Raw genomic sequence first — 15,647 nt, 5'->3', positions numbered from 1 at the left:
GAGAATGTGCCCCTGCTCGATATCGCCGAGGTCGCCGAGCACTCCGGCCTCGCCGCCTCCGCCCTGCGCTACTACGAACAGCAGGGCCTCATTTCCTCCGCCGGCCGCCACGGCCTGCGCCGCACCTACGAGCCCGACGTCGTCCCGCGCCTGGCCCTGATCAACTGCGCCCGCCGCGCCGGGTTCACCATCGCCGAGATCCAGCACTTCCTGCGCGCTACCCCCGACGACACCGAGCTGCGTGCGCAGTTGGCGATCAAGGCCAGAGCGGTCGAGGAGGACATCGCCCGCCTCACCCGCATGCGCGACGGGCTCGATCACGCGGCCGTCTGCACCCACGCGCGGCTGGTCGATTGCCCGGAATTCAAGCGGACGCTGGCCACTGATCCCGTTGCCGGCGCATGCGACTCGGCAAGCACCGCTGTCACCAGCGGTTGACCTCTCGAACCCGGGCCGACTCACGCAGCGCCGCACGCACCGCCACCACCGCCGGTGCCGACCCGGTACCGCGCCGGAACGCGACCGAAGTGCGGCGGCGGGCCGCCAGCGGGGTCAGGACCACACCCGGCGGCGGTGCACCCGCGACCCCCAGTTCCGGCACCAGGGCGACACCCTGTCCGGCGGCGACGAGGGCGAGAACGGTGCCGAAATCGTCCGCGTGGTGCCGGATGCGCGGAGTGAACCCGGCCGCTTCACAGGCCCGGATCGTCATGGTGTGACACAGGGTTCCGGGCGTGCCCGCGATCCACGACGCCGAACGCCGGGCCGACAAGGGCTCGGCGGAATCGGCGGCCAGATAGATGGTCTCCTCGAGCAGGGGGCCACTGTCGATGGCCGGATCGGGTTCGGCCGGGACATAGTCGTATTCCTGCACCAGCGCGACCTCCAGCGCTTCGGTGCGCAGGGCCTGCGGCACCGTCGCCGGATCCACCTCGGCCACCATGAGTTCCAGCTTCGGATGCTCCCGGCTCAACGCGACCAGGGCCGGGGACACGATCGTCGGGACGGCGGTGGGAAAGGCCCCGATGCGCAGCTGCCCCGCGATGTCCTCGTGGCCCGCGGCGAGATCGGCTTCCGCCCGCGCCAGGGCCGCGAAGATCGTCTCGGCGTGCCGCACGAGCAGCAGGGCCGCCGGGGTCAGGGCGACGCGCCGCCCCGTCCGTTCCAGCAGTGCGACACCGGTTTCGCGCTCCAGCGCGGTCAATTGCTGCGACACCGCCGACGGGGTGTACGACAGCGCCTCCGCGACCGCGGCAATGGTCCCGCGGTGCGCCAGTTCCCGCAGCAGACGCAGCTTTCGCACATCGAGCATAAGTTCAGCTTAGGCTTACGGAAAGAAATACGAACTGGACCTGACGTATCGAGGCGGCCAGGCTGAACCCATGACATTCCGCGGCCTGTTCGTACCCCTCGTCACCCCGTTCACCACTGCCGGCGGGCTCGCCACCGACGCCTTGGCGAGCCTGGCCCACTCGGTCCTCGACGACGGCGCCACCGGCGTCGTCGCCCTGGGCACCACCGCCGAAACCGCCACCCTGACCGACGACGAACGTCGCACGGTCCTCGAGATCTGCGCCCGGGTCTGCGCCGAACGCGGCGCGCCCTTGATCGCGGGCGTGGGCTCGAACTCCACCGCCGCCTCGATCACCTCCCTTGCGACCCTTCATACTTCGATCGCCGCCGCCCTCACGGTCGTCCCCTACTACACCCGCCCCTCCGAGGCCGGGGTGGTCGCCCACTTCCGCGAGCTCGCCGCCGCCAGCCCCGTTCCCCTGCTGGTCTACAACGTCCCGTACCGCACGAACCGAACCCTCGGCGCCGACACCCTGGCCGAGCTCGCCCGCATCCCGAACATCGCGGGCTTCAAGCACTCCGTCGGCGGCATCGACGACACCACCGTCACGTTCCTGAGCGCCCGCCCGGCCGGCATAGACGTGCTCGCCGGCGACGACCTGCACGCCGCCCCGCTCCTGGCACTCGGCGCCGCCGGCGGCATCCTGGCCTCCGCCAACGTCGCCGCGTCCGCCTTCGCCCGCATGATCGCCGCGTGGCACACCGGCACCCTGCCCGAGGCCCGCACCCTGACCCACCGCCTCGCCCCGCTCTCCGCCGCGCTGTTCGCCGAACCCAACCCCACCGTCATCAAGGCCGTCCTCGCCGCCCAGGGCCGAATTCCCACCCCCGATGTCCGGCTGCCGCTCCTACCTGCCTCAGCGACTGCCACCGCCGCCGCACTCGAAGCCTTCGACGCCGTCCGTTCGATCGACCACGCATCCGCGCCTGCGTAAGCGACGAGATGCACTCGACCGCAGGCGTTTCGTGTGCGACTGCCACCAAATAGCAACGTCGGCAGGCGATTTCACGCGCGGCGCTACCTACCGTGCACGATCTCGCCCACGGGTCCGCCGAAGGAGTTCGTCGACAGTTTCGTACCCGGCCGGGCCGACGGGCGTCCCATCGGCCCGGCCGGACTTCACCGCACGCCGACCGGCTCCGACCCGGCTCCCGCACGTCGCCCCAGCACCACAACGCCCACAGCCACGGCGCTGAACACCGCTCCGCACCAGAGCGCCGCAGTCGGATACCCGGTGCGGTCCACGAACAGACCGGCGGTGACCGGCCCCAGCACAGCGCCGATATTGAACGCGGTGGTTGCCAGCGCGCCGCCGAGCCGCGGCGCGGCGGGCGTGGCGGTACGCACGATCGTGGTGATCAGCGTGGACCCCACCCCGAACGCCACCGCGCCGGTCACTACCGCCGCCACCAGGACACCGGCCAGCGTGCTCGCACCGAGACCGGCGGCGAGCCAGACCACGACGAGCGCCACGCTGCCACCGACGATGATCCGCTGGGAATGCCGATCGCTGACCCGCCCCGCGACGGTCACGCCGAGAAACGACCCGGCCCCGAACAACGCCAGCACCAGCGCGACCCACAGCCCACCGGCCGCGACGCCCGAGGTGATGGCTCCCAGATAGGTGAACGCGCCGAAGGTCGCGGCGTTCACGAGAATCCCCGCCGCCACGGCGGTGCGCAGCCCACCGTCTCCCAGCACCGCCCACTCCTTCCGCAAAGACGTTCGCGCACCGGAGCTTTCGCCCGCGTCCCCGAGCAGCACCCACACCGGCACCAGCACCAGCGCACTCAGCACGGCCACCGCCCAGAACGCCGAACGCCAGCCGCACGCCTGCCCCAGCACCGTCCCCGCGGGCACACCCGCGATACAGGCCACCGTCACCCCGGACACCACGACCGAGGTCGCCCGCCCGAGCAGCGCCGGGCCGACCAGCCCGGGCAGCGCGGCCAGCACGATCGCCAGGAATCCCGCGTTGGCGACCGCCGCGACGACCCGCGTCACCAGCAGCACCGCGAACCCGTCCGTCACCGCGCCGACCACGTGCGCGACGCTGAACAGCAGCAGGAACGCGGCGGCCGAATACCGGACCGGCAATCGCCCGACCGCCATCGCCATGACCGGTGCGCCGAACACCATTCCCGCTGCGAACAACGAGGTCAGCAACCCCGCTGCACCCAGCGAAACTCCTACGTCGGCCGCGATTTCGGCCAACAATCCGGACACCATGAATTCGGAGGTGCCCTGCGCGAAAACCGCGACAGCGAGCACGAACACCACAACGGGCATATGAGGGATCTCCCGGATCAGGGCACCGAGGTGCCCGAGATGTATTGCGGGACCGGCCATTCAGGGCCCGGTCCGGCGAGAATCGACATCGTCCGGCGTCGCGAGGCCGCGCCGATCGCTCAGCGACCCGCGGGATGCACACTCACCACGCCGCCCAGCGCACGCGCCAGGCGGCTACTTTCGGGATGCCTCCGGAGAATTCACCCCGCCACCCTAACTCATTCCGCGCACACCACGACGGCGGTGGCGTTGTCGTGGCCACCCGCGGTGTCGGCGGCGTCGAGCAACCGGCGCACCAGGACCGCGGGAGCGGCCCGCTGCCCGAGCACCTCCTCGAGGTACTGATACGAAACCTGTTCGGCGACACCGTCACTGCACAGCAGGTACCGATCACCCGGCCGTACAGTGACATTCAGCAGATCGGGCTCGGGCGCACCCGGATGCCCGATATAGCGGGTCAGCTGATAGCGCGCCGACCCCGCCTGCGGTGAATCGAACGGATACCACCCGTGCACGGCCCCCAGCCACGCCATCGTGTGATCGACGGTCAGCAGTTCGAGCAGGCCGTCCCGCAGCCGGTACACCCGGGAATCGCCGACCTGGGTGATCCAGAACCCGTCCGGGCCTTCGGTCAGCGCGGTCAGCGTGCATCCCGCCAAACCCGGTACCGCCCTACCGATTTCACCGACCCGGCGCTGCGCCAGCGCAACCGCCTCGCGCAGCACCGCGGCGTCGGCCACCCCGCCGCCGGCCCGCTCGACGAAGGTGTCCACGGCGGTCCGCCCCGCCAGCGCACTGCCGCGCCCGTCTCCCATCCCGTCCGCGACCACCGCCAGCAGCGGCTCCCGGACCAGGTGCACGACATCGAAATTCGCCCGATACCGGTTACCCGTCTCGCTGCCGGCCGCGGCCTCGATCCTCAGCTTCCGCACGCGTCCACTCTGCCAGGACGGTCACCACCACTGCGTGATCGCACCGATCTGGCGACCCAGCTCGGGCGCCAGGGTGCGGGCGAAACTCGCCGAGATGTGGTGTTCGTCGCGATAGACCAGGACATTGCCCTCGGCGGCCAGGCAGCGATCGGGCCGGCAGATCGCCTCGGTCAGATCGAGCGGAAACACGTTGGGGTGCGCGGCGGCCGGTTCCAGCGCGGGGTTCCGCGGATCCAGGGCGCTCGCGCGGTCGATGCCGCAGCTGTAGGCGGTCCCGCGGTGCGCCAGGCAGTCCAGCGCCCGATAGGTGACCCCGTCCCGGCGCGGCCACGGGGTGTCACGCACGGCCAGCGCGTTCAAGCCGTGCTCGGACAGCGCGGTCCACACCTCGGGGTATTCGGGCGGAACCTCGTCGCCGCGATCGGTGCGCGGCCGGGTCGCGGTGATGAACACCCAGTCCGGGCGATCGCCGGAGAGCCGGTCGAGCACCTCCCCGGACCACTCCCGGCACTCCGGGAACGGCGCCTCGGCGTAGGACGGCTCGTCCACCAGGGTGAGCGGACAGCCCTCCTTCAGATAGGTGACGATCCGGAATCGATGTTCGGCCGCAAGGACTTCCAGCGCGGGCAGCCAGTGCTCGGAGTGCGAGCCACCCACCAGCGCTATCGTGCGCGCCGCGGCCCCGTCACCGTAGACGCACACGCGCACATCCCGATTCGGCGTGATGCACCCGTCGGAGGTCGGGCGCGGCGCGTCCTGCTGCGCCTCGAAAACGGTGGGCCGCATCCGTTCCGGCTCGGCCGATGCCCCGGCGAACAGCACCGCCGCGCCCGGATAGTGCGCGGCGTCCAGGGCGTCGGGCGCGTGGGCGGGATTGGCCCGCAGCACACCCTGCCAGCCGAGCGCCGCGAGCAGCACACAGGCGCCGGCCAGCGCGGTCAGCAACCGGACGCTCTGCCGGTAACGCGGTTTCCCGATGTCCTCGCGCCGCCGCAGCGGCAGCTCGACGAACCGCTCGGTCAGCACCGCCAGCACCAGCGAGAGCGCGAGCACCAGCAGACCACCCTGCACCCCCGGCGTCACCTTGCCGTACTCGGCCAGATAGAAGATCAGGATCGGCCAGTGCCACAGGTACAGCGCGTAGGCCAGCCCGCCGAGGCGCACCAGCACCGGAGTCGCCAGCAGCCGGTTCACCCACGGCGCCGGACCCATCCCCGACACGATCAGCGCCACCGCGGCCAGCACCGGGAACAACGCGGCGGGTCCCGGGAACTCGGACGCGCCGTCGATGAGCATCCCGGACGTCACCACCATGGCCAGGCCGAGTGTCGCCAGCACGGCCCGCACCGCCTGCGGCACCCGGATCCACGGCGCCGCGACCGCCAGCGCCGCCCCGGCCAGCAGTTCCCAGGCGCGCGCGCCGGTGTCGTAGTAGGTCCACGCCTGATGCTGCGCGGCCCCCTCGGCGGCGTACCAGAACGACAGCGCCCCGGCACCGATCAGGCCCGCCAGCAACAGCATTCGCCGCCCCGAATGCCGCGCCCACAGCGCCACCACCAGCAGGATCGCCAGGTAGAACTGCGCCTGCACCGCCATCGACCACAGATGCTGCAGCGGGCTGACCGACGGATCCGGCGCGAGGTAGTCCAGCTCGGCCCCGGCCAGGAACCAATTCTGGTAGTAGAACGCCGAAGCCAGCGTCTGCGCGGAGATGTCGCCCCACTGGGTGTAGGGCCGCACGATCACCGTCGCGCCGAGCACCGCCGTCAGCACCACCACCAGCGCGGGCAGCAACCGGCGCGCGGTACGCCGCACCGTCGCCTTGATCTCGCTGCGGCGCAGCAGCATTCCCGTGAAGAAGAACCCCGACAGCACCAGGAACACGTCCACGCCGCCGGACACCCGTCCCATCCAGACGTGGAAGATCACGACCAACGCGATCGCCAGACCGCGCAAGCCGTCCAGATCGTGCCGATAGTCCGATGCCACAGCCGGATTCGAGGCGATAGTTGCTCTTCGCGTGAACACCGTCCAACCCCTCGTGCCAACCGGCCCCGACCCGCATTCCGGGCAGGGTTTCGACCAGATTTCCGAGCGCGCGACATCACGATAGCCCCAGTGTTGCCCGAGTCAGGGTAGGGGCAAGATCGCCGGGACTCCAACATTCTGCCCACCCGGGGCGTCGTGTCCGACGATTAGGCGATATGTCCGGTTCGAGTCCGGCTTCCGGCTGCGACGGCGGCCGGTGCGAGAAGTGTGCTCAGAGTTCGTGCGCCTTGCGCAGCCGCGCTTCCAGTCCGTCCAGCACGCACAGCAGGCCGAAATCGAAGGCCATCGCCCGCGCCGTCGCGGGATCGATGCTCACCTGGGCCTGATATTCGGCCAGCATCTCGGGATAGCCCTCGGCGAACTCGGCCATGTGCTCGGAAATGCCGGTGGCGGGATCGATCTGATCCGTGCCGTAGGCCTTGCGGAACGCCAGCTCCGGGATCACCTGCCCGAGCACGAAGCACATCACCGTGCCACTGGCCATGTAGATGTCGATGCCGTGGAACCCGGCCTGGACGAAGGCCCGGCGCAACCGGTCGGTGGTCTCGAAGGCATTGGGCCCGAGGCTCGGGATCGCGCCGATCAGCTCCGTCGACCACGGGTGGGCATACATCGTCTCGCGCAGGTTGTAGCCGAAGGTGGTGAGCACCTCGCGCCAGGACTTGCCGTCGGGCTCGGGCGCGTCGACCATGCCCCAGAACTCGTCGAGCACCAGTTCCTGGAGCTGCTCCTTGTTGGCGACGTACCAGTAGAGGCTGGTCGCCCCCGCGCCGAGTTTCGCCCCGAGCTTGCGCATGCTCAGCGCCGACGTGCCTTCGGCGTCGAGGAGGTCGACGGCGGCCCGGACGATCTGCTCACGCCCGAGCCCGGCCGTCTTGGCGGGACGCGGCGCCCGGAGAAAGACCGAGGAGAACTGTTTGCTCACGCCCCGATCCTATATCGGCTCGCACAGTGTTCCAGTTCTGTCGTACAGTGTTCCAGTGGAATCGAACACTGTACGAGACCCCCGTCGCTGGTGGGTTCTCGGCGTTCTCTGTCTGTCCCTGCTCGTCCTGATGATCGACGGCACCATCCTCAACCTGGCCATCCCGTCGATGATCCGGGAACTCGGCGCGTCCCCCTCCGACATCCAATGGATCCTCGACGCCTACGTGCTGGTCTTCGCCGGTCTGCTGCTCACCGCGGGCAGCCTCTCCGACCGCTTCGGCCGCCGCCGGATGCTGATCATCGGCCTGACCCTGTTCGGCCTCGCCTCCCTCGGCGCCGTCCTGGCCACCGAACCGTGGCAGGTCGTCGGCGCCCGCGCCGCCATGGGCATCGGCGGCGCGCTGCTCATGCCCTCGACCCTGTCCATCCTCATGACCACCTTCGAAGAAGACGAACGGCGCACCGCCATGGCCGCCTGGTCCACCGTCTCGATGGTCGGCATCGTCCTCGGCCCCACCCTGGGCGGCTTTATGCTGCAACACTTCTGGTGGGGTTCGGTCTTCCTGCTCAACATCCCCGTCGCCGCGCTGGCCATCGCCGCCGCCTACGCCCTGATGCCCGAAACCTACGGCGACCAGCGCCCCGTCGACCCGGTCGGCGTCGTCCTGTCCATCGTCGCCCTGACCTCGGCCATCTGGGTGATCATCGAACGCGAATGGAACCTGCCGGTCATCGGCCTGGCCGTGCTCGCCGCCGCCGGCTTCCTGTTCTGGGAGAAGCGCAGCACCCACCCGATGCTCCCGCTCGGCGTGTTCCGCAACCGCGATTTCAGCGGCACCGCCGCCACCCTGCTGCTCATGGTGTTCGGCATGGGCGCCATCATGCTGATGCTCACCCAGTACCTGCAGTTCGTCCTCGGCTACGGCCCCATGAAAGCCGGCCTCGCCCTGCTCCCCTACGCCGTCGCCGCCGCCGTCTGCAACGGCCTCGGCGCCACCCTCGGCAAGAAACTCAGCAACAAAACCCTCATCGTCACCGGCCTGGTCGTCATGTCCGGCGCCTTCGCCGTGCTGGCCATGAGCCAGAGCTACGCGATGATCCTGGTCAGCATGCTCGTCATGGGCGTCGGCGGCGGCCTCGCCGGCCCGGCCGCCTACGCCTCCATCATGAGCGCCATCCCCCTCGAACACGCCGGCGTCGGCTCCGCCATGAACGACACCCTCCAGCAGGTCGGCATGGCCATCTCCATCGCCCTGCTCGGCAGCGTCCTCGCCAGCGTCTTCACCGACAACATGCCCACCGACGTCCCCGAAGCCGCCCGCGAATCCATCGGCAGCGCATTCCAACTCGGCTACATCGACCCCGCCAAGGAAGCCTTCACCACCGCCATGTCCTACGGCGCCTGGATAAGCGCCGCCTTCAGCCTCGCCGCCGCGGCCCTCGGCCTCGCCCTCCTCCGCACCAAACCCCTCCCCACCCCCACCCGAACCGACGCCCCAGCCCCCCTCTGACCAGCCGACACCCCCGTCGGAACCAGGCGATTTGGTTCTGACGGGGGGTAGTGCGCTAATCTCTTCAAGCACCCGCTGAGCGGGGGCAACGGGCTGTGGCGCAGCTTGGTAGCGCACCTGACTGGGGGTCAGGTGGTCGCAGGTTCAAATCCTGTCAGCCCGACAGCAAAACCCCTTCCGACCGCGGTCGGAAGGGGTTTTCTTCATCCCGGAACGGCCCGGGATTCGAACCGTTCTCACAAAAATCTCACACTTTCGCCTCCGGAGAGCCCCGCGCCCACCGCTCGAGGGCCTCACGATTGTCGGGCACGGTCTCGGGGATGTCGATGTAGTGGCGTTTGGCCACCGCGGTGGTGTTACCGAGCTGGCGTGCCGCGCGCTCCGGGCTGCCAGAAGCGTGATCGACCGCGGTCGCGGCACCTTTGCGGAAGGTGCGCGGGGTGACCCAGGCGAACACGGTGCCGCGCGCGGCCCGCCACGTGCGCCCGAAGTTGTTGGGACTGCGGAACGTACCGACCCGGGAAGGAAACAGCAGTCCGAGCGGATTGGGCTGACCCGAGCTCTTTAGGTAGGCGATCGCTTCGCGAATGGCCTCGACGCTGTGTGCGGGCAACAGGATCCGCCGCCACCCGTTCTCACTCTTGGGCGCGGGCTTGCGGACCCAGCCGCCTTTGACGCCCTTGGCCTCGACGAGGGTGCCGGTGATGTCGATGTAGGGGTCGGGCGCGTCGAGGTCGATGTCGTCGAGCAGCAGCGCGACGACCTCGTAGGGGCGGATGCCGGTGCCGGTGACGACATCGATGACCCAGACCAGCGACCAGTCGCGCGGTGGCCCGCTGCGGTAGGCCAGCGTACCGGGGATCTCCTCCCCGCGCGCCCAGGCACGCACCTGGGCCCGGAAGGCGGGCAGGGCGTGGTGGTCGTGGACCTTTCCGCGGGCTTGAGGCGCAAGTACGAGTCCGGTTCGATCCCGACCACGACTGGACCATCGTGCATACTCGCAGCACACGCATGAACAGCACAGGACGCCCCCAAGCGATCGTCGACATAGCACCGGCGTCGCCGAGCGACGCTCCGCTTGTTGCGAACTGCCCTGTGTGCCAGGTCATCTCACGGCTGGCAGCCGCCTAGCAGCTGCTTCGAGAAGTCGAAGGCTCGGCCCTGCCGCGCCGACAGGGCGCAACGCATAGGAGCGCGCGATGATGCTCAAGAAGCTGGTAGTTGCCACATTAATGACGATGACCGCACTGCTATTCGGCGGCGGAGCTGTCCAGGCCAGTGCTCACGGCCCGGAAGACTCATGCTGGAACGGCTGCACATTCGAGTACGACCCGAACCACCCGCCAAACCTCGACCCAACAACATCGACGCCAACGGGACACTTTCACCCGAGAGACCGAACTGAGATCAGCCCGAACATGCACCCGCCCAGCAGCATTGATTCGGCCTTGAACGGCAGCTTCGGCGTCTGCTGAACGCCGAGGCCCCTCCAGTTCCTGGCCGATATCCGAGATATGCTCCTGCGTCGCTCCATGCGACGCGGCATTGACTGGGTAACCTCACCCCTCGAAGGGACAAGGTCCAGGCGGTGCGCTGCGCCGGAGGCGAGTGAGGCAGGGTATGGGGTCGACATCGGTGCACGAGGTGATCGAGGCGTTCCGCCAAGTGGCGACGAACTCCGAGCGGGGCACGAAGTTCGAGCAGTTGATGGTCCGCTACTTCGAGCTCGATCCGATGTTGTCGCAGCAGTATGACCAAGTGTGGCGGTGGACGGACTGGCCTGGCCGAGATGGCAAGCCGGACACCGGGATCGACCTGGTGGCTCGTGAGCGTGACACTGGTGAGTTGACGGCGATCCAATGCAAGTTCTACGAGCCCACACACACCCTGGCCAAGAGCGATATCGACTCATTCTTCACCGCGTCGGGGAAGACTCCGTTCACCAATAGGGTGATCATCTCCACCACGGACCGGTGGGGGAAGAACGCCGAGGATGCGCTCGAGGGGCAGACCATCCCGGTGCAGCGGATCGGATTGGCTGAGATCGCCGAGTCGCCGATCGCATGGGATATCGCCTGGCCGACAGGCACCTTGCAGGTCACTCTGACCGAGGCGAAGCGGCATGAGCCGCGCCCGCACCAGCAGGATGCGATCGATGCGGTGTTCGCCGGTTTCGACGCCGGCAACGATCGCGGCAAACTGATTATGGCGTGCGGTACCGGCAAGACGTTCACCGCGTTGAAGATCGCCGAACGCACCGCCGTGGAACGCGGCGGCAGCGCGAGGATCCTGTTCGCCGTGCCTTCGATCTCGCTGCTCAGCCAGACCTTGCGGGAGTGGACTGCCCAAACCCAGTTGAATCTGAGGGCTTTCGCGGTGTGCTCGGACACCAAGGTGTCCCGCGCTGCGGAGGATATCGGCTCATACGACGTCGCGATCCCGGTCACCACCGACCCCTCTGTCTTGTCCGCTGAGGTGAGCCGCCGCAAGCACGCGAAGGGCCTGACGGTGGTGTTTACCACATACCAGTCCCTCCCCGTGGTCGCGAAAGCGCAACAGCAGGGCGGCGTGACCAGTTTCGACCTGGTGATCTGCGATGAAGCGCACCGCACCACCGGCGTCACCCTGGCTGGCGATGACGAGTCGAATTTCGTCAAGATCCACGACGCCGATTTCCTGAAGGCGGACCTGCGCCTGTACATGACGGCGACACCGCGATTGTTCGACGACAAGGTCAAGGACCAAGCCGCCGAGCACTCGGCGGAATTGACGTCGATGGACAACGAAGCAGACTATGGGCCTGAGTTTCACAGGCTTTCGTTCGGGGAAGCGGTCGAACGGGGTCTGTTGACCGATTACAAGGTGATCGTCCTGACCGTCGACGAGAGCCTTGTTGCCGCTCCACTGCAGCAGCAGCTGGCTGGGGAGTTCAGTGAGTTGCGACTCGATGACGCCTCGAAGATCGTCGGCTGCTGGAACGGGCTGGCCAAGCGCGCCGGGCGCACGCCGGATGGCAGTGGGTTCGCGCCCGGTGAGCCGCCGATGCGGCGGGCGGTGGTGTTCGCGAAGGACATCGCCGCCTCCCGACAGGTTGCCGATGTCTTCCCCGCCGTTGTCGACGCGTACCGGGACCTGTTGGAGGACAACGCCAACGACGGGCAGGAGGTGCCGTCGACGAACCTGGACCTGTCTTGCTCAGTCCGCCACGTCGACGGCACGTTCAACGCGCTGCAACGCAACGGCGAGCTGGCATGGTTGAAAGCCCCGATCCCGGACGGTGAGTGCCGCATCCTCACCAACGCCCGCTGTTTGTCAGAGGGTGTAGACGTCCCGGCGTTGGACGCGGTGATGTTCCTCAACCCCCGCAATAGCGTCGTGGATGTCGTCCAGTCCGTTGGCAGGGTGATGCGCAAGGCCGACGGTAAGGATTATGGCTACATCATCCTGCCGGTCGCTGTGCCCGCCGGAGTATCGCCGTCGCAGGCACTGTCGGACAACCGCCGATTCAAGGTGGTGTGGCAGGTCCTCAACGCGTTGCGCGCCCACGATGACCGGTTCAACGCGATGGTCAACTCCATCGCGTTGAACGCCAAGTCGGAAATGAAAGCCGGCAAGGGCTCTGACCGGTTGATGGGCGATCACATCGGCCCCGTCGCCGGGGACACCGACACCGAATCCATCTCCGGCACGGACACATCCGACACTGACGCCGCCCCCGACACTGGCGGTCAAATCGCGCAGCAGATGGCGTTGTTCTCCCTGTCGGAATGGCAGGAAGCCATCGTCGCCAAGATCGTCGACAAGGTCGGCACCCGAGCCTACTGGGAAGACTGGGCCGGCGATGTCGCCGACATCGCCGCCGCCCAGATCAGCCGCATCCAGGCCCTCCTCGACGGCGCCTCACCACAGGTGGCCGAAGCGTTCGAGATGTTCCATCAAGGCCTGAAGGACAATCTCAATGACTCCATCAGCCGCGCTGACGCGATCAGCATGCTGTCCCAGCACCTGATCACCAAACCGGTATTCGATGCCCTGTTCGCCGACCACGACTTCGCATCCCACAACCCCGTCTCCCGAGTCATGCAGGCAATGGTCGACACCCTCGGCGACTCCGGCCTCGAGGCCGAGACCACCAAGCTCGAGGAGTTCTATGCCTCGGTGCGAGTTCGCGCGGCGGAAGTCACCACCGCCGACGGCAAACAGAAGGTAATCGCCGAACTCTACGAGAAGTTCTTCCGCCTCGGCTTCCGTAAGCAGTCCGAGGCCTTGGGCATCGTCTACACCCCCGTCGAGGTCGTCGACTTCATCCTCCGCGCCGCCGATGACGCCTCCCGGAACGCGTTCGACCGCGGCCTCACCGACGAAGGCGTCCATATTCTGGACCCGTTCACCGGCACCGGCACGTTCATGACCCGCCTGCTGCAATCCGGGCTCGTCGAACCAGCCGACTTGGCCCGCAAGTACGAGCACGAGCTGCACGCCAACGAGATCATGCTGCTCGCGTATTACATCGCGGCGGTGAACATCGAATCCACCTATCACGCGCTCCTCGGCGGGGAGTCCGCCGCCAAGTTCACGCCGTTCGAGGGGATCGTGCTCGCCGACACCTTCCAGATCACCGAGGACGGGGATAGTTTCGACGCGGTCATATTCCCGCAGAACAACGACCGCATCGTCCGCCAGCTCGCCACCCCCATCAACGTCGTCATCGGCAACCCGCCCTACTCGGTCGGACAAACCTCCGCGAACGACCTCAATGCCAACATCTCCTACCCAACGCTGGACGCGCGGATTGCTGACACCTACGCCAAACGCTCCACCGCCACCCTCAAGAACAGCCTCTACGACTCCTACTTGCGCGCGTTCCGCTGGGCCACAGACCGCATCGGCGATACCGGCGTCGTCGCGTTCGTCTCAAACGGCGGCTGGATCGACGGCAATACCGCCGACGGCATCCGACTGTCTCTAGTCGACGAATACACCCGCATCTACATCTACAACCTGCGCGGCAACCAGCGCACCGCCGGCGAACTGTCCCGCAAGGAGGGAGGCAAGATCTTCGGCTCCGGCAGCCGCAATACTGTCGCCATCCTCATCGGCGTCAAAAACCCCGCCCATACTGGTGCGTGCGAGATCTATTACCGCGACATCGGCGACTACCTCACGCGCGAAGATAAACTTCGCATCCTCAAGGAGGAAACCCTCGCCACTGTCGACTGGCAGGCCACCACCCCCAACCGGTACGGGGACTGGGTCAATCAACGCAGCGACGAGTTCACCTCATGGACACCACTCGGAGACAAAGACAAGCGTCCTGACGCCACGTCAGTATTCACAGTTTACTCCGGTGGCCTCAAGTCAAATCGAGACGCGTGGGTATACAACTTCTCCCGTGCTACGGTCGAACAGAAGATGCGCCGAATGATCGGCTTCTATAACAAACAGGTCGACGAATTCGAGTCGCTGCACCGCCATCTCAAAACCGCTGACCGTAAGAAGGCGGCCGACCGGTTCATTGACGGCGATCCCACCCAGATCAGCTGGACCAGCGGTACCAATGCCGACCTGGCACAGGGCAAACGCTACGCCTACCGCGACAACGCAATCGTCATCGCACAGTATCGGCCGTTCACAACCGAGCATGTCTACTTCGATCGACAGCTCATTGAAAGGCCCGGTCAACTGCCGTCGATCTTCCCGACCACACACCACAAGAACATCGGCATCCTAGTGATGGCGCCTCGTGAAGGGACTGAGTTCGCGGTCCTCGCAACCGACACACTGCCTGATCTGTCCTTCTTCACCTACACCGTCCAGTTCTTTCCCCGCTGGACCTACGTCAAGGCCGAATCGCCTGACGGTGAACTGGATTTCGCACCCATCGATGGTGAGGAGGTAGACGAGTATGGCTACCGCCGCATCGACAACGTCACCGGCGGCACGCTCGCGCGCTACCGCACCGCGATCGGCGACCAGGTCAGCAAGGACGACATCTTCTTCTACACGTATGGCCTACTGCACGACCCCGACTACCGCGAAACCTACGCGGCGGACCTGAAGAAGATGCTTCCGCGTATCCCCACCCCGACATCGCGGGACCGATTCGAGTTGTTCGCCAGGGCCGGACGTCAGTTGGCCGACCTGCACGTGAACTACAAGACTGTCACGCCGTACGACCTTGATGTGCAGATCAAGAAGGGTTGCTCGACCGCGGATCGGGAGACCTGGCAGGTCTCGAAGATGAAGTGGGGCAAGAAGAAAGACCCGCAAACCGGCAAGAATGTCGACGACCTCACCACCATCGTCTACAACCCGAAGGTCACCGTGACTGGTATCCCGGAATCCGCTGAGCACTACATGCTGGGCTCCCGGTCCGCGCTGGGATGGGTAATCGACCGCTATCAGGTCAAGACCGACAAGGCGTCCGGGATCGTCAACGACCCCAATGACTGGTGCGACGAACACGATGATCCCACCTACATCGTGGACTTGATCAAGCGAGTCACCACCGTCGCGGTCGAGACCGTGAAGATCGTCGACAGCCTGGCCGCCGCACCTGGCTCGGCAGATTGACCAGATGTCCGG

At 67.1% G+C, this 15,647-nt stretch carries 11 protein-coding genes and 1 tRNA gene; 6 read left to right on the top strand and 6 right to left on the bottom strand.

The features are described from left to right. The first annotated feature begins 6 nt into the window (after positions 1-6). Positions 7-438, top strand: a complete 432-nt coding sequence (locus AB0I43_RS18805) for a MerR family transcriptional regulator (RefSeq protein ID WP_356979788.1) — start codon at positions 7-9, stop codon at positions 436-438. Here the strand turns inward: AB0I43_RS18805 and AB0I43_RS18800 are convergent. Continuing rightward, the gene (locus tag AB0I43_RS18800) at positions 425-1,312 is read right to left on the bottom strand and encodes a LysR family transcriptional regulator (protein ID WP_356979789.1); all 888 of its coding nucleotides are present in this window, start codon (positions 1,310-1,312) and stop codon (positions 425-427) included. The genes AB0I43_RS18805 and AB0I43_RS18800 overlap by 14 nt on opposite strands. A 70-nt stretch (positions 1,313-1,382) precedes the next feature. Between AB0I43_RS18800 and dapA the strand changes: the two genes are divergently transcribed. Then, positions 1,383-2,288, top strand: coding sequence for a 4-hydroxy-tetrahydrodipicolinate synthase (dapA, locus tag AB0I43_RS18795; protein ID WP_356979790.1), 906 nt, complete (start codon positions 1,383-1,385; stop codon positions 2,286-2,288). 185 nt (positions 2,289-2,473) lie between these two features. Here dapA and AB0I43_RS18790 read toward each other — a convergent pair whose 3' ends face one another. The 4 genes from AB0I43_RS18790 to AB0I43_RS18775 all read right to left on the bottom strand — a co-directional run bounded on the left by AB0I43_RS18790 (position 2,474) and on the right by AB0I43_RS18775 (position 7,549). Continuing rightward, entirely contained in the window at positions 2,474-3,643 is a 1,170-nt protein-coding gene (locus AB0I43_RS18790; RefSeq protein ID WP_356979791.1) for a Cmx/CmrA family chloramphenicol efflux MFS transporter, read from the bottom strand. Positions 3,644-3,861: 218 nt separating this feature from the next. Further along, positions 3,862-4,575 (bottom strand): PP2C family serine/threonine-protein phosphatase, encoded by a 714-nt coding sequence (locus AB0I43_RS18785; RefSeq protein WP_356979793.1) that lies wholly within the window; start codon positions 4,573-4,575, stop codon positions 3,862-3,864. Positions 4,576-4,596: 21 nt separating this feature from the next. After that, positions 4,597-6,564, bottom strand: coding sequence for an acyltransferase family protein (locus AB0I43_RS18780; RefSeq protein ID WP_356979795.1), 1,968 nt, complete (start codon positions 6,562-6,564; stop codon positions 4,597-4,599). A 271-nt stretch (positions 6,565-6,835) separates the two neighbouring features. Beyond that, entirely contained in the window at positions 6,836-7,549 is a 714-nt protein-coding gene (locus AB0I43_RS18775) for a TetR/AcrR family transcriptional regulator C-terminal domain-containing protein (RefSeq protein WP_356979797.1), read from the bottom strand. A 55-nt stretch (positions 7,550-7,604) separates the two neighbouring features. On the opposite strand from AB0I43_RS18775, the gene AB0I43_RS18770 reads away from it, so the two are divergent. Both AB0I43_RS18770 and AB0I43_RS18765 read left to right on the top strand, forming a co-directional pair. Next, on the top strand, positions 7,605-9,062 hold the full coding sequence (locus AB0I43_RS18770; protein WP_356979799.1) for an MFS transporter: 1,458 nt from the start codon (positions 7,605-7,607) through the stop codon (positions 9,060-9,062). Positions 9,063-9,151: 89 nt separating this feature from the next. After that, positions 9,152-9,225: transfer RNA gene (locus tag AB0I43_RS18765), tRNA-Pro, on the top strand. 84 nt (positions 9,226-9,309) lie between these two features. Here AB0I43_RS18765 and AB0I43_RS18760 read toward each other — a convergent pair. Next, complete coding sequence (locus tag AB0I43_RS18760) at positions 9,310-9,951, bottom strand: hypothetical protein (protein ID WP_356981025.1); 642 nt, start codon at positions 9,949-9,951, stop codon at positions 9,310-9,312. 310 nt (positions 9,952-10,261) lie between these two features. On the opposite strand from AB0I43_RS18760, the gene AB0I43_RS18755 reads away from it, so the two are divergent. After that, positions 10,262-10,537, top strand: coding sequence for a hypothetical protein (locus AB0I43_RS18755; protein ID WP_356981024.1), 276 nt, complete (start codon positions 10,262-10,264; stop codon positions 10,535-10,537). Positions 10,538-10,682: 145 nt separating this feature from the next. Further along, on the top strand, positions 10,683-15,635 hold the full coding sequence (locus AB0I43_RS18750; protein WP_357432464.1) for a DEAD/DEAH box helicase: 4,953 nt from the start codon (positions 10,683-10,685) through the stop codon (positions 15,633-15,635). The last annotated feature ends 12 nt before the right edge of the window (positions 15,636-15,647 follow it).

Origin of the sequence: Nocardia sp. NPDC050435 (assembly GCF_040655395.1) — a bacterium.
GTDB lineage: Bacteria > Actinomycetota > Actinomycetes > Mycobacteriales > Mycobacteriaceae > Nocardia.
The sequence above is the reverse complement of the archived record's forward strand: the minus strand, read 5'-3'. Positions and strand labels throughout refer to the sequence as shown.